This is a genomic window from Chitinophaga terrae (ex Kim and Jung 2007) (genome assembly GCF_900107795.1).
Classification (GTDB): domain Bacteria; phylum Bacteroidota; class Bacteroidia; order Chitinophagales; family Chitinophagaceae; genus Chitinophaga; species Chitinophaga terrae.
Genome location: NZ_FNRL01000001.1, coordinates 219,429 through 238,633, shown reverse-complemented (window position 1 = coordinate 238,633; position 19,205 = coordinate 219,429). Strand labels below are relative to the sequence as shown.

General features: G+C 46.3%; 17 protein-coding genes. 12 read left to right on the top strand and 5 right to left on the bottom strand.

Features of this window, described 5'->3' with window-relative positions:
• Positions 1-210: 210 nt before the first annotated feature.
• From BLV62_RS01005 to BLV62_RS00985, 4 genes are all read left to right on the top strand, one after another.
• A complete protein-coding gene (locus tag BLV62_RS01005) occupies positions 211-1,350 on the top strand; it encodes an acyl-CoA dehydrogenase (protein WP_089757726.1) in 1,140 nt (379 codons plus the stop codon).
• A gap of 91 nt (positions 1,351-1,441) precedes the next feature.
• The gene (locus tag BLV62_RS01000) at positions 1,442-2,131 is read left to right on the top strand and encodes a YggS family pyridoxal phosphate-dependent enzyme (RefSeq protein ID WP_089757724.1); all 690 of its coding nucleotides are present in this window, start codon (positions 1,442-1,444) and stop codon (positions 2,129-2,131) included.
• A 4-nt stretch (positions 2,132-2,135) separates the two neighbouring features.
• Positions 2,136-3,380 (top strand): TlpA disulfide reductase family protein, encoded by a 1,245-nt coding sequence (locus tag BLV62_RS00995; RefSeq protein ID WP_089757721.1) that lies wholly within the window; start codon positions 2,136-2,138, stop codon positions 3,378-3,380.
• Positions 3,381-3,807: 427 nt separating this feature from the next.
• Positions 3,808-4,110: a YtxH domain-containing protein gene (locus BLV62_RS00985; protein WP_089757717.1), complete on the top strand. Its 303-nt coding sequence runs from the start codon at positions 3,808-3,810 to the stop codon at positions 4,108-4,110.
• An 84-nt stretch (positions 4,111-4,194) separates the two neighbouring features.
• On the opposite strand, the gene BLV62_RS00980 is transcribed toward BLV62_RS00985, so the two are convergent.
• Both BLV62_RS00980 and BLV62_RS00975 read right to left on the bottom strand, forming a co-directional pair.
• Positions 4,195-4,926: an SRPBCC family protein gene (locus BLV62_RS00980; protein WP_089757714.1), complete on the bottom strand. Its 732-nt coding sequence runs from the start codon at positions 4,924-4,926 to the stop codon at positions 4,195-4,197.
• A gap of 132 nt (positions 4,927-5,058) precedes the next feature.
• On the bottom strand, positions 5,059-5,688 hold the full coding sequence (locus BLV62_RS00975; RefSeq protein WP_089757712.1) for a hypothetical protein: 630 nt from the start codon (positions 5,686-5,688) through the stop codon (positions 5,059-5,061).
• A gap of 100 nt (positions 5,689-5,788) precedes the next feature.
• Here BLV62_RS00975 and BLV62_RS00970 point away from each other — a divergent pair, with 100 nt between their 5' ends.
• Complete coding sequence (locus BLV62_RS00970) at positions 5,789-6,646, top strand: 3-keto-disaccharide hydrolase (RefSeq protein WP_089757710.1); 858 nt, start codon at positions 5,789-5,791, stop codon at positions 6,644-6,646.
• A gap of 222 nt (positions 6,647-6,868) precedes the next feature.
• Here the strand turns inward: BLV62_RS00970 and BLV62_RS00965 are convergent, their stop codons facing one another.
• Both BLV62_RS00965 and dcd read right to left on the bottom strand, forming a co-directional pair.
• A complete protein-coding gene (locus BLV62_RS00965; protein ID WP_089757708.1) occupies positions 6,869-8,620 on the bottom strand; it encodes a DUF885 domain-containing protein in 1,752 nt (583 codons plus the stop codon).
• Between the two features lie 20 nt (positions 8,621-8,640).
• Positions 8,641-9,177 (bottom strand): dCTP deaminase, encoded by a 537-nt coding sequence (gene dcd, locus BLV62_RS00960; protein WP_089757706.1) that lies wholly within the window; start codon positions 9,175-9,177, stop codon positions 8,641-8,643.
• A gap of 81 nt (positions 9,178-9,258) precedes the next feature.
• On the opposite strand from dcd, the gene BLV62_RS00955 reads away from it, so the two are divergent.
• From BLV62_RS00955 to lpdA, 7 genes are all read left to right on the top strand, one after another.
• Positions 9,259-9,879: a 4'-phosphopantetheinyl transferase family protein gene (locus tag BLV62_RS00955; RefSeq protein WP_089757704.1), complete on the top strand. Its 621-nt coding sequence runs from the start codon at positions 9,259-9,261 to the stop codon at positions 9,877-9,879.
• Between the two features lie 30 nt (positions 9,880-9,909).
• Positions 9,910-10,413: a shikimate kinase gene (locus BLV62_RS00950; protein ID WP_089757702.1), complete on the top strand. Its 504-nt coding sequence runs from the start codon at positions 9,910-9,912 to the stop codon at positions 10,411-10,413.
• Entirely contained in the window at positions 10,406-10,798 is a 393-nt protein-coding gene (locus BLV62_RS00945) for a DUF423 domain-containing protein (RefSeq protein ID WP_089757700.1), read from the top strand. The genes BLV62_RS00950 and BLV62_RS00945 overlap by 8 nt, the downstream gene beginning before the upstream one ends.
• A 10-nt stretch (positions 10,799-10,808) precedes the next feature.
• On the top strand, positions 10,809-12,239 hold the full coding sequence (locus tag BLV62_RS00940; protein ID WP_089757698.1) for an alpha/beta hydrolase family protein: 1,431 nt from the start codon (positions 10,809-10,811) through the stop codon (positions 12,237-12,239).
• Positions 12,240-12,248: 9 nt separating this feature from the next.
• Positions 12,249-14,894: a DNA translocase FtsK gene (locus BLV62_RS00935; protein ID WP_089757696.1), complete on the top strand. Its 2,646-nt coding sequence runs from the start codon at positions 12,249-12,251 to the stop codon at positions 14,892-14,894.
• Between the two features lie 131 nt (positions 14,895-15,025).
• Positions 15,026-15,685, top strand: a complete 660-nt coding sequence (locus tag BLV62_RS00930) for an outer membrane lipoprotein periplasmic chaperone LolA1 (RefSeq protein WP_089757694.1) — start codon at positions 15,026-15,028, stop codon at positions 15,683-15,685.
• A 162-nt stretch (positions 15,686-15,847) separates the two neighbouring features.
• On the top strand, positions 15,848-17,254 hold the full coding sequence (lpdA, locus tag BLV62_RS00925; protein ID WP_089757693.1) for a dihydrolipoyl dehydrogenase: 1,407 nt from the start codon (positions 15,848-15,850) through the stop codon (positions 17,252-17,254).
• Between the two features lie 130 nt (positions 17,255-17,384).
• Here lpdA and BLV62_RS00920 read toward each other — a convergent pair whose 3' ends face one another.
• A complete protein-coding gene (locus tag BLV62_RS00920; protein WP_089757691.1) occupies positions 17,385-19,196 on the bottom strand; it encodes a glycoside hydrolase family 35 protein in 1,812 nt (603 codons plus the stop codon).
• Positions 19,197-19,205: the final 9 nt, after the last annotated feature.

Genomic DNA, 19,205 nt, shown 5'->3' with positions numbered 1-19,205 from the left:
CGGTTTTTTACTGAACGGTCAAGGCAGCTAAAAGGATACAGGTGTAAAAGTTGATGGTAAACGCTAAATCAAATCCAATGCAGTTGGGGAATTATAGCGTTTTGTTCAATATTTTACCTGTTCTGGTTGACAAAGCCTAATTTTAATTCAGCCATTTTTTTAGATGCTGATTTATAAATAATTTGGGATAAATACACTAAAACTAAAACAATGGATTTTCAATTCACGGAAGAGCATCTGATGATTCAAAAGGCGGCCAGGGATTTTGCGGTCAATGAATTATTGCCTGGTGTAATAGAAAGAGATGAACACCAGAAATTTCCAGCCGAACAGATAAAAAAACTGGGAGAATTAGGCTTTTTAGGGATGATGGTTAGCCCCAAATACGGTGGCGCCGGACTGGACACCATTTCATATGTACTGGCAATGGAAGAAATATCCAAGGTCGATGCATCTGCTTCCGTGGTAATGAGCGTGAACAATTCATTGGTATGCTGGGGGCTCGAAACTTTCGGCACAGAAGAACAGAAGCAGAAATACCTGGTGCCGCTGGCATCCGGCCAGATCATCGGCGCTTTTATGCTCAGCGAGCCGGAAGCCGGGTCTGATGCAACCAGCCAGCGTACCATTGCAGAAGATAAAGGAGATCACTACCTGGTGAACGGTACCAAGAACTGGATCACTAACGGAGGTTCTGCCAGCGTTTACCTGGTGATGGCTCAAACGCACCCTGAAAAAGGCAGCAAAGGTATCAATGCACTGATCATAGAAAAAGATACTCCGGGCATCACTATCGGGCCTAAAGAAAATAAACTGGGCATCCGGGGCAGCGATACGCATAGCGTCATGTTCCAGGATGTTAAAGTGCCAAAGGAAAACAGGATTGGAGAAGATGGATTCGGTTTCAAGTTCGCCATGAAAACCCTGGCCGGCGGCCGTATCGGTATTGCCTCCCAGGCCCTGGGTATTGCCAGCGGCGCGTTTGAACTGGCATTGAAATATTCAAAAGAAAGAAAAGCATTCGGTAAAGAGATCTCCCAGCACCAGGCTATCCAGTTCAAACTGGCGGATATGGCCACAAAGATCGAAGCAGCCAGGTTGCTGTGCCTCAAAGCCGCATGGGAAAAAGACCAGCATCTCGATTACACTCTAAGCGGCTCTATGGCTAAAGTGTTCGCATCCGAAACTGCTATGTGGGTAGCTACAGAAGCTGTACAGGTGCACGGTGGTTATGGTTATGTGAAAGAATATCATGTAGAAAGACTGATGCGCGATGCCAAGATCACGCAGATATACGAAGGAACTTCTGAGATCCAGCGCATCGTTATCAGCAGGTCTATACTCAGTTAGTCAACAGCAAATTACGGTCAACTCATACGTCAGGATTCACGAATTTGTGGCATCGCCATCAAATTCAGTGAATCCTGATTATTTTTGTGCCATGGCAATCAATTTAGAAGCATATAAGAAGATACTGGAAGAACTGGAACCATTTCATGCAAAACTGGTAGCGGTGTCCAAGACCAAACCGGCGGAAGATATTTCAGCTTTGTACGAAGCAGGCCAACGGATCTTCGGTGAGAACTATGTGCAGGAAATGACGGAAAAGCAGGCCCAATTACCTGCTGATATCGAATGGCATTTTATAGGACACCTGCAATCCAATAAAGTAAAATACATCGCTCCGTTCGTTCATACCATCCACGCAGTAGATAGCCTGAAACTCCTGCAGGAGATCAATAAGCAGGCGGCCAAACACCAGCGTGTGATCAATTGCCTTTTGCAGGTCCATATCGCGGACGAGGAAACGAAATTCGGAATGGATGAAAAGGAGATAGAAGAACTGCTGAGAACAGTCACAACTAACGCTAACGCCTATAGCAATACGAAGATAGTAGGGTTAATGGGGATGGCCACGAATACGGACGATAACGCACAGGTACAATCGGAGTTCCACCAGCTCCACGATATATTCACCCGCCTTGCCAATACTTACCTGCAGGGCAATACAGATTTTAAGGAATTATCAATCGGTATGAGCGCCGACTACCCGCTGGCCCTAAAAGAAGGCAGCACCATGGTACGCATAGGCAGCCTGCTGTTTGGTAAAAGAAACTATTCACAAAATTAATGGTATGAAAAAAAGCTGGATGGGCTTCCTCGGCCTCTTAATGGCCGCCTGCGGAGCTGGAAACCCGAACAAACAATTAGCCGATGGAATCTGGCAGGCGAAACTGCACCGGGCAGATGGAGCCGACATCGTTTTCAATTTCGAAGTAAAGGATACTGCCGGCAAAAAAGTGCTCTTCGTTCTCAATGCGAACGACAGGCTGCTGGTAGATGATGTGAAATTACAGGGCGATTCCCTGTTTATCAAAATGCCGTTCTTTGATTCAGAATTCAAAGCGGTGCTGAGTTCCGACAGCGCTGCAAAAGGCGTGTGGATCAGGCACCTGGCCGATAAGGATGTAAGCGTTCCTTTTTCAGCGATTGCAGGACAGGCCGAAAGATTCCCGGTTGCACAAAAATCAACTGTTGATGTTAGCGGGAGATGGGTGACCCAATTTGTTTCGCCAACAGATAAAGACAAAGCCCCTTCCCTGGCAATCGGCGAGTTTAAACAAACAGGCGACCTGGTGCACGGCACTTTCCTGACCACCACGGGCGACTACCGTTTCCTGGAAGGAGTGGTGAGCGGCGATACCCTGAAACTCTCTACTTTTGATGGTTCACATGCCTACCTGTTCACTGCCCGGGTAGCAAAAGACAGCATCGCCAACGGCGTTTTCTATGCCGGCATCGGCGACGGTCTGCAGTATTTCTCCGCTGTCAGGAACGATACGGCTAAGTTGCCCGATGAAAGAACACTGGCTACCATGAAGCCGGGACAGACAAAACTCAATTTTACCTTCCCTGATCTCAATGGCAATAAAGTAAGCATCAACGACGACCGTTTCAAAAACAAGGTGGTCATTATCACCCTGATGGGCTCCTGGTGCCCGAACTGTATGGATGAAACCGGTTTCCTCAGCAAATGGTACGATAAGAATAAAGACAGGGGAGTAGAAGTGATAGGCCTGGCTTATGAAAGAACCACCGATTTCGAAAAATCCAAAAAGAGCCTGGAAGGCTTCCTGAAGAGATTTGATGTGAAATATCCGGTGCTCATTACCGGCGTTACGCCTGCCGATCCTGAAAAAGGAGAGAAAACGCTGCCGCAACTGACAGGTATCAAAGGCTTCCCAACCACTATCTTCATCAACAAAAAAGGAGAAGTGGCAGAAGTGCATACCGGTTTTTCCGGTCCGGGAACCGGCGAACACTATGAACAATTCCAATCTGATTTTAACAGGTTGGTTACCCAGTTATTAGCCAACTAGGCAAAAAATCTCACCTTATTTAATATATTTAAAAACTGCTTAAATCCCCTCTGGTACTACATTTCCAGGGGGGATTTACTTTTTAAGAAAATTTATTATTTCATTTCTTTCAAAAAGGTTTGAAAAGTACCAGAATGTGTTTATTTTTAATTCCACCGTTTGACTTTTATAAATTCCATTATCTAATACGCTTATCTTCTTATCCACCTGACCGGGGCAATTATCGGTTCTGAGGTTGTCCCGGATCCATTCCACGTTTTCCACGTTTTTTTGAATTCATATTGCTGTTTTACTGCAATTCCCTCAACCAATACAGGTGGCTTTTTCCTGCCCTGAATTTTGGGATGGCGCGATATTTGGAAATTATGGGCTTGACGTGTTAAACCATGCACACGTTTCTTTTGTTAAACCATAAAAATCCAGTATTATGTCTACTACGAAATTTTTAGCAGGTGTCCTCGCCGGATTAACTACAGGAATCGCGATTGGATTGTTAACTGCACCAGAGAGTGGCAACAATACCCGCAGAAAGATTAAAAATACAGCCGACGACTGGCGACATAAAATTAACGGACTTGTTGGCAGAAGCCAGGAAGACTTATCTGATCTGAAAGAAGTATTCGAACATGAAATAGCTGGGCTCCAGGACGATGCACGTCAGAGAGTTTTAAAGCTGATTAACAGAAGTCAACATACCTTTAACCGTTTCAAAAGGGATGCACTCTCCTGATGTTAACTGGTTTCAACTTATTAAGAAGGGCTAATCAATTTGCTTGATTAGCCCTTCATCTTTTATAGCGGGTAGGATGAATGATCATTTGATCGTTTCTCCTGTTTCCATAAAGCTTTTAAAACGGCGTATATCTTTAATTACCATATTCTCAAAAGTCGGGTTTAACAACCAGGCCAGTCCTGAACCTACATAACCGGCCGGAGGACGGTAAGTGATCATCACATCTATTTCAGTGCCTCCGTTTGGCGTATCCAGGAAGGTTACCCTTCCGGCGGTAGCGATAGATGAACCAGGTAAAGACCGCCAGCCAATGATCTCGCCGGGGATCTCTTTCACAATTTCAGCATCCCATTCGAGGGTACCAATGCCGCCCGGACCTTTTACTACCCAATGTGAATGGAACGGATCCTGTTCATCAACACTTTGCAGGTGTTTCATGAAGGTTGGCAGGTTGCCCAGTTGTCTCCAGAAATAATATACTTCTTCTCTTGGGTTATTGATACGGATAGAAGTACGGATATTAATGGATTTTGTATGCCTGTCAGGGGTCCGCTTTCCGAATAATCCACTTACCAGGTCGTTGCCGCTTATTCCCCTGTATAACAGGTAACCGGCGCCCAGGATTTTAAAGAGGCTTTGAACCGGCGATTTATCCACTTTGCTGATGGCGGATCCTACCAGCCAGGAACCAACAAAAATGGAAACGATACGGCCTTCTGGTGTAACATTGATCAGATTAGAGCTTTCATATATAGGACCAGCTTTAGGCGTAGCTGCATCCTCGTTGTTTAGTCTATGTGTCCGGATATTCATAATTAACAAGCGTTTATGATTGACGCCACTAAAATCCTGCAAAAATGTAATTAATTGATAAGTAGACTGTTATACATATTTCGTATGTTCGCTACTGTGGCACCGGCGATACGTTGTATACTTTCTTACACACTATTTATAATTTGCCAACAGCATGTCATAGACCTGTTGCCCCCAGTTCGGAGCCAGTGCATTACTGGGCTTGAACCGGGCGAATTTATCGCCTGCCGTATCCACGGCCGATTTAGCTTTTTGCTTGCCTCCCCCGAAGAGTTTTGGCGTATAATAGATATTCAACGCCTTTACCAGCCAGGCTCTCGGGTTATCGGGATTCGCCGCTATTCCTTTCTCTGCATACTTCCTGCTTTCTTCTCCCAGCGTGGCTCCCCGCGTGGGTACCGCATTGATGCGGGCCGAAAGCCAGTACCCCATTAAAGTCAGCGTTTCCGTATTCTCTGGTTGCAGCTCCAATGCCCTTTTAACAAAGGGTTCTGCCTGATCGCAAAGCGACTCTGCATCCGACTTGGAACTGCGGAAAGACAACTGCGTAGCAGCCCATCCTGCATAGTATTGCAGCAGCCATTCACCGGGGTTCTGTTCTGCCAGGTTTTTTAATGTTTTTACATGAGGGGGCCATTTCTCGGGGCTCGCTTTTTCCATTTGTTCCAACTGGGTTTTCAGGGTTTGTTGCCAGTTATCCTGGGCAATCAACGAGAAGGGTAACAAACTAAATGCGGCGACTAGCCAGTTCAGGTACTGCATAAATTAGTGCTTTAGTCAATAAGGGCACCGTTACGAATTATATGCCAGCCTTGTTTTTATCTTTTCTATCTGCTATCTTGACCAGCCAAATTCAGATTACATGAAAAAAACGCTCACCGCACTATTGTTACTCGCCGGACTATCTACCTACGCCCAGAAGGAAATTAGCCCTGATAAATGGATAAAACTCTTTAATGGCAAAGACCTTAAAGACTGGGATATCAAAATAAGAGGACATGAACTAAATGATAACTTCGCCAATACTTTCAGGGTCGACAGTGGCATGCTCAAAGTGAGCTATGATGGATATGATGAATTCAGGGAACAATATGGGCATATTTTCTATAAAAAGAATTTCTCTGCATACCTCGTGGTGGTTGAATACCGCTTTACCGGCGACCAGGTGAAAGGCGGTCCGGGCTGGGCTTTCCGCAACAGCGGCATCATGCTGCACGGACAAACGGCAGCCAGTATGACTAAAGATCAGGATTTCCCGATTTCCCTGGAAGAACAACTCCTTGGCGGTAACGGCAAAGATCCGCGCAGCACCGCCAATCTTTGCACCCCGGGCACCAACGTGGTAATGAACGGCAAACTGATCAAAGACCACTGCATCAGTTCTACATCCAAAACCTACCATGGCGACAGGTGGGTACGCGCTGAAGCATTGGTACTGCGCGATTCTGTGATCAAACACATCGTAGAAGGTGATACAGTGATCGTTTATAACAAACCGCAGGTAGGCGGCGGAAGCGTATCCAACGCCGACCCGGCCCTACTCGAAGAAGGACGCCTGTTAACAGAAGGCTCCATCTCACTGCAAAGCGAAAGTCATCCGGTTGCTTTCAGGAAAGTAGAACTCTTTGATCTGTCTCCTTACATCAACGATCCCGTTAAGCTGAATAAAATATTGCACCTGCTTCAACAACGCGACCGTTCAAAGAAGAAGAAGGGTTAACCATGCGAATGTTTCACGCGAATGTTTCACGCAAAGGGGCATAAGAAGCAAAGAAGCATAAGATTTTGTTTTAAGAAAAAATAAGAAGCAAAGGAAGGGAGATTGTGTTATTTGTAACATAACACAATCTCCCTTCCTTTGCTTCTTAAAATCCGCTTCGGTCCAAAAAATCTTATGCTTCTTTGCTTCTTATGCCCCTTTGCGTGAAACATTCGCGTGAAACTAGTGAGATAGCATTAGTTCCCTGATGTACTTAACGGGGGCGCTGCCGTAGCTGAGGAATTTCTCGTTGAATGCCTTCAACCTATATTTTTCACCTTCCTGCTTTTTATATGCTTCACGCAGGTCGATGATCTCTTTATACCCCGTGAAATAGCTGGTCAGCTGTACGCTGGTCACGCTTACGCGTTTCCATTTTCCTTCTGCTTCTGCCGCCTGCTGGAACGCTTCTTTCGTCAGCAAATGAATGGCATCTTCCTTACTCATATTCTTTACATGCACACTGTAATCCAGGATGGTATTGCATACGGTACGAAGGTTCCATTTATACCACATCAACCACATTTCTGGTTCATTGTTGCCATAGCCGTTTTCCAGCATCATCTGCTCGGTGTAAACAGCCCATCCCTCTACCATCGCGCCGTTTCCGAGAATTGATTTGATCAGGCTGGGCGATTGATTGGAGTATACCAGCTGCGTATAGTGGCCGGGGATAGCTTCGTGTATATCCAGGATCTGCAGGATATAGTGATTATATTCGCGCAGGTAGCTTTCTGCTTTATCTTTAGGCCATCCTTCCAGGCTGCCCACGTTGTAATACGTGTTGCCTCCCTTGTCGTAAGGGCCTGGCGCGCTGATAGAGGCGCCGGCAACGCCCGCCATGTAAGCGGGTTCTTTACGGACAACCAGCGGTTTGGAAGGATCGATATATAACAGGTCTTTTTCCTTAATGAAAGAAATAAGCGCAGGCAATTGTTTTTCGATTGCCGACTGGAATTCTTCAGGTTTAACATGATTGGCAGATAAGGTATCTATCATCTTTCCTATCAGCTCCAGCGAATCTGCAGGCATAGCGGTATTACCAAAATATTTTGGCCACAGCGACCTGCTTATTTTAGCCATCTCCCCATGCACAAACGCTTTGCGTGCAATAGCCGAATCATAGATCTGTTCGGCAGGGTAAGACGATTGGATCTCGTAATTGAACTTCGCATCGTATAGCGCTTTGCCTAAACGGAAGCTGCGCGGGTTTTCAGGCTTCAGTGCCTTTAACCAGTTGGCATAGTTGGTAACTGCCTGTACTGCGGCTTTGGAAGCGGCTATCATCTCTGCCTGTTCGACAGCTGGGATAGTTGTTTTTTTCAGGGAATCGGCAAAGTCTTTCTGGAAAACAGAAAGTCCGCCCATATTCTGATCTATGGCCAGCGCTGTCAGTTCCGGCACGGGGTTCACTACCTGGCTTTTTGCGGCGGCATAGTAGGCCGGTACATTTTTCAGCCTGGCTGCAAAACTTCTTAACCTGGTTTCCAGCGGGGCATAGTTCTCATTCAGGATGAAGGCGAACGTGCCGCTGATATTATAGGAAGAAGGATTCCATTGGTAACTTTTCTCTGTATTAACAGACCATTGAACGGATTGCAGGTAATTGGAAATCAGCTGGTGATCGATTTTATTGGCGTCTGTCAGCTTATCAAGCGGGTAGGCTTTCAGGGAATCCAGGTGCCTTGCAACAAACTGGAGGTCGGCCTGCCGGGATAGGCTGTCTGGTACAATAAGTACAGTGTCGTAATTATGATACCCCACGTTGGTAGCCCAGTCTGGGTTCTCTTTCCACAGGTCGGCTATAAAAGCTTGTTCATAGTTGCTGAAAGCCAGGTTCAGGATGCTGTCGGCAGCGCCCTGGCGGGCATTTCCGTTACCATTGTTGCAGGCAACGGCTGCTGCTGCAATAGCGCAGAGAAAGATTCTTTTCATAGCAGGTTTTGTTGTACGTATTAGAACTCGTTGCGCCACATCATACTTTCTACTGGTCTGATCGTGCGGCCGTTATATTTAGCATTTCCTTTCTTGTTGTAGAAAGTTTCGATATTTCCTTCCACTACAAAATAAATGAGCTGGCCGATAGGCATGCCGGCGTATACTCTTACAGGCTGTGCACAGGAGATTTCCAGGGTCCAGGTATTGCAGAAGCCAACATCTCCTTTACCCGCTGTAGCATGGATGTCGATACCCAGTCTCCCGGTACTTGATTTTCCTTCCAGGAAAGGAACATGCGCATGAGTTTCTGTATATTCTTCCGTTACGCCCAGGTACAGCGTTCCCGGCTGCAGAACAAAGCCGTCTTCAGGGATTTCAAAGTGCTCGATCTCATTGTGTTTGCGTGCATCTAATACCCGGTCTTTATAGGTAGCCAGGTATTTTCCCAGGTGTACATCATAGGAATTGGTACCCAGGTATTTCCTGTCAAAAGGCGATATAACGATAGTGCCTTTTTCAATTTCCTCCAGAATCCGTTTGTCTGACAGAATCATGCTTTTGTTAGTTTAGTTTTAGCGGTTGTTTTAAGGTGTAAAAGCGTTTTTTTCTGCTTTTTTGCTTTAATTTGGCAAGATATGCCATTAATACGAACGATACAAATTGACCCGGAGACGAAGCTAGGTGTATGGAAGATTACAGAGGATGAATCTTTCTTCAGGAAGGAGGTGAATATCAGCCCGGCTATTCATCATCCGCATAAACGATTGCAGCATTTTGCCGGCCGGTATTTGTTGGTGAAGTTGTTCCCTGGCTTCCCTATACAAGAGATCACCGTTACGAATACGCGGAAACCTGTATTGATCTGTGGCAGTTATTATTTTTCCATTTCTCATTGCGGCGACTATGCAGCGGCCATTGTAAGCCGGAAATCGCATGTAGGCATTGATATTGAGGAAGCAAAACCGAAGATCGAATTGGTAGCGCATAAGTTTTTATCGCCCGACGAAGCGGCGTTTATTGATCCCGCGAACGAACTACGGCATAAAACCATCTGCTGGAGCGCCAAGGAAGCGATGTTTAAATGGTATGGACATGGGAAAGTGGATTTCAGGGCCAATATGCACCTGGAACCGTTTCCTTACCAGGCAACGGGCTTTATAACCGCCGAATTTAACAAACCCGATACAAATACGCGGTTATATTTGCAATTCATAATGGAAAATGACCTATGCCTGGCATGGACTCATCCTGCATAATTTTTTAAGACTTAGAACTCTGCGTTTAATATGAAGATATATCTACTCGGCTTTATGGGTGCCGGCAAATCCTATTGGGGTAAGCAACTGGCTGATCACTGGGGACTGCCGTTCTACGACCTCGATGATGTAATTGTGGAAACAGAAGAAATGGCGATCGCCGACATTTTTGCAACGAAAGGAGAAGATTATTTCCGGGAAAAAGAAAGCCTGTTGCTGAGAGAATTATCGAAGCAGGATAATTTCCTTATCTCCTGCGGCGGAGGTACTCCCTGCTTCCAGGAAAATATGGACTTTATGAACAGCAACGGTACTACGATCTGGATCAACCCGTCGCTCGAAACAATGGCAGACAGGCTGAAAAGGAAAAAACAGAAACGCCCGCTGATCGCCGACCTGGAAGATGAGGACCTGGAAGGGTTCATCGAAAAAAAACTGGCAGAAAGGCTGCCTTTCTACCAGCAATCAAGGCATATAATTACTTCAGATAATATAACATTGGATACCTTTACGGAAAAATTAGGTCATGCATAAAAGTTTCTTAGTTTGGGCAGCAGCTTTAGGCGCGTTGGCAGTGATTTTAGGTGCGTTCGGCGCACATAAACTGAAAGAACTCGTGACGCCGGAAAGTGTTTCAGTATTTCAGACAGGCGTTACATATCAGTTCTATCATGTGTTTGCATTGATCGCGACCGGCATTCTCTTTGCCTATCTGCCGGCAAGCGCACTGGAATGGGCCGGCAGATGTTTTATCATCGGCATCTTCCTGTTTTCAGGTTCTCTTTACCTGATCACGGCGCTGAAGATCGGCGGAAATGAAATTCCTAAATTAATCGGTATCCTGACGCCTATAGGAGGCGTATTTTTTATTGCAGGCTGGATCTGCTTATTATCAGGGTTATTAAAATATAAAGCATAAAAAGAGAGATATGTTGAAAAGGTTTTGGGTGTTGATGATAGGATTGGTACTGGGAACAACTGCAATGGCGCAACAGCAGGCAGATCTGGAAGGGAAGTGGTTTGGCACCTATAAACTTTACTATGGGGAAAGGCAGCGGATCATACTGAACTTTGAAAAAGAAGCAGGGGAGTATAAAGGCACGTTAACATTGCCCGACCTGCCCGTAGCAGAACGGTTCAATGTTACAGTGACCATCCAGCGGGGCGATACCCTGTTGTTCAGGATCGATGAAATACGTTTCGCCTATGCAGGGGTTTGGGACCCGGCAACCAGGCAGTTTAAAGGGAATGCCAGTTTTGGTCCTGACATGAGCGCTGTTAATTTTGGAAGAAAGGAAATTGAGAAAGGGGATATCAATAAACGGCCCCAGGAACCTAAACCTCCTTTTTCCTACTTAACAGAAGAAGTACAGTTCACAAATACCAAAGAAAAAATAACATTGGGCGGTACATTCACCCGCCCCCGCCAGTTTGGCCTCTACCCGGTAGTGATCCTGCTGGGAGGCTCAGGAGCACAGACCCGCGACGATGAAATGGCAGGTCATAAACTCTTCCTGGTATTGGCAGATTATTTTGCAAAAAATGGAATAGCGACACTCCGGTACGACGACCGGGGTGTTGGTGCTTCCTCGGGGCAATTTGATACCGCTACGATCTATAACTTTGCAAATGATGCGCAGGCAGCGGTAGATTACCTGAACACCCGAAGGGATGTTTATAAACAGAAGATCGGGGTATTAGGGCACAGCGAAGGAGCGATCATAGCGCAACTGGTTGCAGCCAACAATCCGTCCATCGCTTTTGTAATTTCTATGGCGGGAATAGGATTGCCAGGCCGAGAACTGGTAGATCTGCAAACCAGGATCAAAAACAGGCTGGAAGGGGTGCCCGACAGCGTAGCAAATGCGCAGGTACAGAGAATGAAACCGTATTGGGATCTGCTGGCCGGAGATCAGCCCATTTCAGTGGTGCGCCCGCTGGCCGAAGCCATGATCCATAAATTATATGATGAATCGCCAGCCGAAATAAAACAAAGTACCACAGCCGAAGAAATGGTCAAGGGCGCCAATATCACCCCTGAAGCCATTTCGGTATTAAGATATAAACCACTGGAGCAGCTGAAGAAGATCAAATGCCCGTTCATGGCAATTAACGGAACGAACGATGTGCAGGTAGACGCCACTGCAAATTTGAACGCAATAGAGCGTATCTTACGTGAAAATGGAAATGGATTTACAACAGTCCGTCAGTTTCAAGGACTAAATCACTTGTTTCAGCGTTGTATAACCTGTGAGCCTGATGAATATGGAGAGCTGGAACAAACCATTGATCCCCTGGTTCCCGAATTTATGGCACACTGGATACTACAGTTGCCGCCATGGTCGGGGCCCAAAATCTGAATTTAAATTATGTCCAAGAATAAACTGAAAAACGAAAAACCGGAAAGCAAACAACCGAAAGGCACTACTACCCCAAATCCTGATGTGCTGAAGAAAGATAAAGAGCCTGAGGTTAAAGTAAAGGAGCTGGTCAAAGATGAGCGCACGCATAAGGTAATGGGTGTGTTTTTCCTTTTGCTGGCTGTTTACTGTTTTATCGCTTTCACTTCTTACCTTTTTACCTGGGAAGATGACCAGGATAAGATTTTTCATTACTCGACCCGGGAACTATTGCTGGGAGATGTAAAAGTAGATAACCTGCTGGGCCGCCTCGGCGCCTACGTGTCGCACAACTTTTTCTTTTATGGGGTAGGTATCGCCGCTTATCTCTTCTGTTATTTCTTTTTCATTATAGGTGTAAACTTCATCGTTGGCCGCCGGGTATTTCGTGTATGGCGCAACGTTAAATATATTTTATTCGGTCTCTTATTCATCAGCACAACCATGGCATTTATTGCCGGAGGCGGCAACTTCCCCTGGGGAGGCGCCCTGGGAGATGCCCTGAACAAATGGACCTCCGGCTTTGTAGGAAAAACCGGTACCGCCCTGCTGTTGTTGGTGATAGGCCTGTCCTGGCTTATCTGGAAATTCAACTGGGATTTCAAATGGCCGGAGAAAAAAGTAAAGCCTCCTAAACCCGTACAGGCGGTAGTACCAGCTCCTGTGCCTGCGGCTACTGTAGCAGTGCCTGTTCCCGCAAAAGAGGAGCCGGCAAGAAAAAATGGGTTGAAAGAAGAAGGAGGAATGCTCCATCCTTCTGCTGCTGTTACCGAAGAAGAGGAAAACGATCTGCCTCCTATGCAGTTGGTTGAGAAAGAAGAAGAACTCTCTATCCCTCCTGCTCATACCGCGTATATACCGCCAGACCCGGTTGCTGTAGTAACGCCGGTGAATGCAGCGTTGCTGGATGAAGAGCTGGTAGAAGAGGAAGAAGAAGTGGAAGACCCCGGACCGTTGTTATATATAGAAGAAACTCCCGAGAAAATAGATCCGACGCCAAGAAAAAAAGACAACGGAACTGAAGTGGCGTTCGAGATCAAGCCTACTTTCCGGGATGAAGAAGAGGACGTGGAGATCGTTGCACCTGCAGCGCCGGTAGAACCGGTAGATCCTTTTGATCCGTCGTTGGACCTGAGAGACTACAAGTTCCCGACCCTCGACCTGTTGGAAAATCACAATGCCGATAAGGTTATTGTTCAGGATACTACCGAATTGGAAAAGAACAAGAACCAGATCATTGACACACTGAAAAACTACGATATTTCCATCCAGAAGATCAGTGCTACCGTAGGGCCTACCGTTACGCTTTATGAAATAGTGCCGGCGGCCGGTGTCCGTATCTCGCGTATCAAGAACCTGGAAGATGATATTGCCCTGAGCCTCTCGGCGCTTGGTATCCGCATCATTGCCCCTATCCCGGGTAAAGGTACTATTGGTATCGAGGTGCCAAATGTGAAGAAATCGATCGTTTCCCTGAAAAACCTCCTGGCTTCAGAGAAATTCCAGACCAGTACCATGGACCTGCCGATCGCCATCGGTAAAAAGATCGACAATGAGAACTTTATAGCCGACCTGGCCAAAATGCCGCACCTGTTGATGGCAGGAGCTACCGGTCAGGGTAAATCAGTGGGTATCAACACCCTCCTGGTTTCCCTGCTCTACAAGAAGCATCCTTCCCAACTGAAATTCGTGCTTGTCGATCCTAAAAAGGTTGAATTATCGCTCTATAAACTGATAGAAAAACACTTCCTGGCTAAACTACCGGGAGAGGAAGACGCTATCATCACCGACACCAAAAAGGTGATACATACCCTCAATGCCTTGTGTATTGAAATGGACCTGAGATACGACCTGCTTAAAGAGGCAGGAACCCGTAATATCAGGGAGTATAATGCGAAATTCACCCAACGCAGGCTGAATCCGCTTAAAGGGCACCGTTACCTGCCATTTATCGTGCTGGTAGTGGATGAGTTCGCTGACCTGATCATGACGGCAGGTAAAGAAGTGGAAATGCCGATAGCCAGGTTGGCCCAGTTGGCCAGGGCTGTGGGTATTCACCTGATCATTGCTACTCAGCGCCCGTCAGTTAACATTATTACAGGCACCATCAAGGCGAACTTCCCTGCACGTATAGCATTCAAAGTTTCGTCCAAGATCGACTCCCGTACCATCCTGGACATAGGAGGAGCCGAGCAGTTGATAGGACAGGGGGATATGCTGGTATCTTTCAACGGCGAGCTGGTGAGGCTGCAGTGTGCGTTCGTGGATACGCCGGAAGTGGAAAGCGTGGCCGAATTTATTGGAAACCAGAAAGGGTACCCGGATGCCTTCCTGCTGCCTGAGTACGTAGATGATAAAGACCCGGATGGAAAGGAACTGAGCATTGCCGACAGGGACCCGTTATTTGAAGAGGCGGCCCAGGTGATCGTTTCTACCCAGCAGGGTTCTACCTCCTTGCTGCAACGCCGCATGAAACTGGGCTACAACAGGGCCGGCAGGCTGATGGACCAGCTGGAAGCAGCCAGCATTGTTGGGCCAAACATGGGAAGCAAGGCCAGGGAAGTGCTGGTAAAAACAGAAAGCGAACTGCAGGAAATCCTTAATAATTTGTTATAATATGTTATAACTTTCTGAATTTATTCCCATTTTCAGGAAAATATATTCAATTTTGCACCCTGACAGAAAAAGCTAATTTTAACGGCATGGCATTTGTCTTTGCTGGGTAGCAAAAACCAAAAAGAATTACGATGAAGAAATTTGTATTAACCGGAATGTTGTTGAGTGGTATTGTTTTCAGCGGCATGGCACAGTCCAAAGGTGCTTCTGATCCCAAAGCAAAAACCATCCTCGATGGCGTTAGTAATAAATTCAAATCATTAAAAACAGTAGTTGCGAATTTTGTTTTAAAAGTAGAAGGTGCAAATAACAGCGTATCCGACTCAAAAAAAGGTACTGTTTACCTGAAAGGCGCAAAATATAAAGTAACACTGCCAGGCCAGGAGATCATCAGCGACAACAAAACATCCTGGACCTACGCTAAAGACGTAAATGAAGTAACTATCAATAACGTGGACCAGAGCAGCGGAGCAATGACGCCAGCCAAGCTGTTCACCAATTTTTATGACAAAGATTACCTGTACAAACTCAATGGCGAAACAACAGAAAAAGGTAAAGTGCTGCAGAACATTGAGCTGACGCCTACAGATAAATCCAAGAACATATTTAAGGTGATCGTATCTATCGATAAAAAGAACCAGGCAATTGCAAGGATGAAGGTGTTTGAGAAGAATGGCAATCATTATACTTACGATATCACCAATTTCACTCCTAACACTAACCTGAGCGACGCTACTTTCACTTTCGATGCCAAGAATTATCCTGGAGTAGAGGTAGTTGATTTAAGATAATAATGTCCTTACTGTCTCATTATTAAGATATTATGTGAAAGCGAAGACGAACGGGTCTTCGCTTTTGTCTTTTTAGCGGGTTCAGATCGGCGGCCTTTATATATAATAGGCAATTCATAATTATTTTTTACCTTTGGCGAGTTCAATTTAAAATTAAACAATATGGCATACGACGTTATCGTAATTGGTAGTGGTCCCGGCGGATATGTGGCTGCTATCCGTGCTTCACAGCTTGGATTTAAAACCGCTGTAGTGGAAAGAGAGAGCCTGGGTGGTATCTGTTTAAACTGGGGCTGTATTCCAACTAAGGCATTATTAAAAACTGCACAGGTATATGAATATACTCAGCATTCCAAAGATTACGGTATCACGGTAGCTGATGCTAAAGTAGATTTCGACGCAGTGATCAAACGCAGTCGTGGTGTTGCAGATAAAATGAGCAGGGGCGTTCAGTTCCTGATGAAGAAAAATAAGATCGATGTGATCATGGGGAATGGTAAACTGAAGTCTAAAGGCCAGGTAGAAGTGACCGATAAAGATGGCAAGGCTACAGTTTATGATGCAAAACATATCATCCTGGCTACAGGCGCCCGCGCCCGTGAACTGCCTAACCTGAAGATCGACGGCAAGAACGTGATCGGTTACCGCCAGGCAATGGTACTGCCTCAGCAACCTAAATCAATGATCGTTGTTGGTTCCGGCGCTATCGGGGTAGAATTTGCTTATTTCTACGCAACCCTGGGCACTAAAGTGACCATCGTTGAGTTCCTCCCTCGTATCGTACCGGTAGAAGATGAGGATATCTCCAAAGAACTGGAAAAGATATACAAGAAAAAAGGTATCGATATCATGACCAACGCTTCTGTAGAAGCTGTGGAAGCAACCGGTAACGGCGTTAAAGCTAAAGTTAAAACACAAACCGGCGAGGTTACCCTCGAAGCTGACGTTGTACTGAGCGCTGTTGGTATCGCTGCTAATATCGAAAATATCGGACTGGAACAACTGGGTATCAAAACCGATAAAGGACGCGTAGTGGTAGATAAATATTACCAGACAAACGTTCCTGGCGTTTACGCGATCGGCGACATGGTTCCTGGTCAGGCGCTTGCACACGTTGCTTCCAAGGAAGGTATCGTTTGCGTGGAAGCAATCGCTTACAACGAAAAGAAATATGCTCACAAACCTGCAACCATCGATTACATGAACATCCCTGGTTGTACTTATTGCGCTCCTGAGATCGCATCTGTAGGATACACAGAAAAAGCGGCTAAAGAAGCGGGTTATGAAGTGAAAGTTGGTAAATTCCCATTCTCAGCCTCCGGTAAAGCTTCTGCTGCCGGCGCTACTGAAGGTTTTGTAAAAGTGATCTTCGATGCTAAATATGGCGAATGGTTAGGTACCCACATGATCGGCGCCAACGTTACAGAGATCATCGCTGAAACAGTGGTTGCACGTAAGCTGGAAACAACTTACCAGGAAGTACTGGATTCTATCCATCCTCACCCAACCATGAGCGAATCCGTAAAAGACGCTATCGAAGTAGCATACGGCGAAGCTATTCACCTGTAATCAGTCAAACTGTTTTATATCAAAAAAAATCCTCTCCGTTTACCGGAGAGGATTTTTTTTAAAACTGTATTATTATCCTGTCGGAAATTCTTTATCCTTTTTTCATAAACATCCGAGCTTCTGTTCTTTCTTACTGCGCCTGCAACTGGTCGAGGATCGGATGATCAATTCCCTGCAAGGTTGCAGCAGCAGGTTTGATTAACTCCAGCACTGTTACCTTGTTATTACCTTTATGCAGCCATTCAGCCGGTACATACAATGTTTGCTGTGGGCCAACCTGCCAGTACCTGCCCAGGTGATGACCATTGATCCATACTACGCCTTTGCCCCAGTTGCTCATATCTAAATAGGTATCGCCTGGTGCATCGAGTGAAAAACTGCCTTCTTTCAGAACCGGCGCATCGGCGGTCAATTTTCCTGTTTTAATTGCAGGCTGTTTGTCGAATGGGAGTTTAAACTGTTGCCAGCCCTGTACAGGCTTGCCATCCAACAATACCGCTTCAGTGATCCCTTTTTTGTTTTTAAGAAGATATGGACCGAAATTAATACGTCCCAGGTTTTCAACAAGCAGGTCGAGCGTTACAGTACCGGCTGGTAATGCCACTTGCACGCTATCCTGTTTCAATCGCCTGTCGAGTATTGCTACCCGTTTGCCGTTTACAAAAACGATCCCATAGTCCCTCAGGTCTTTGAGTTTAAGCAAGGCGTTGTATCCTCCTTTAACCGTTGTCCGGTATAATACGAAACCATAAGCCTGCCGAAGATCTTCAAACGTTAACGGATTTACGCTTTTCACAGCCTGTGGCAGGTTATCGAATATGCTGCCGCTGCGGGTGAAGGTAACAACCGGCGTTTGTATGGAAGGCTTCTTCGCTGGTACATCCGGGAGTTTTGTACCCGCCGGCAGATGCTTGGCAATCACTTCCCTGAAGTGCATGAACTTGGGAGTAGCATTTCCTGCTTCATCCAATGGCGCATCGTAATCATAGCTGCTGATCTGCGGCTCGTAAGGGCTTTGGTCATTGTAGTTGGCGCCGTTCATATAACCCCTGGTAGTACCGCCATGGAACATGTACATGTTGATGGAAATACCAGCTGCAAGTACCCTGTCCAGCCTGTCCAGGAACTGCTCATAAGGCACCGTATGATGCTTCTGGCCCCAGGAGTCGAACCAGGCAGGATACCACTCTGCAATATAGTACGGGCCTTTCCCGTTATGGTTTTCATTCACCAGCTTTTTCACTTTCTCCGGATCGTCTACCCCGTTCACCGCCGGGAGCAAGCCAGGCAAATGCCCTTTTGCTACATCGGCTGCAGGGTCGCAGGTATAGAGCAGCCCGTCGAAACCCGCTTCCACGAACATCTTGCGGTTGATCTCCAGGTATTCTTTATCGCTGCCGTAAGAACCGTATTCGTTCTCAATCTGCACCATGAGGATATTGCCGCCATGATTGATCTGCAAGCCTGCCAGCTGGCGGCCTACTGCTTTGATATAGTTCCGGTAAGCTTCCAGGTATTTCGGTTCTTTACTTCTTACTTCCAGTCCTTTTTCGTTCTGCAACCAGTAAGGATAACCCCCGAATTCCCATTCGGCGCAGGCATAGGGGCTGGGGCGTAAAATCACCCAGAGTCCTTCTTCCTGTGCAATTTTCACAAATGCCGCTACATCTCCGTTGCCGGTAAAGTCGTAATGCCCTTTCTCCGGTTCATGCATATTCCAGAACACGTAGGTTCCAATGGTGTTCAGGCCCATTGCCTTGGCCATTTTCAGGCGGTCGCGCCAGCATTCGCGCGGCACCCGCTGGTAGTGTATCTCGCCGGATATCATCTGGAAGGGTTTCCCGTCCAGCAGGAAAGCGGAGTCTCCAAGCTGGAATGTATGCTGGGCCTTTAGCTGGAAGGCGCATAACAACATCAGGATGGCGATACTTAATTTTTTCATTGCTTTTCT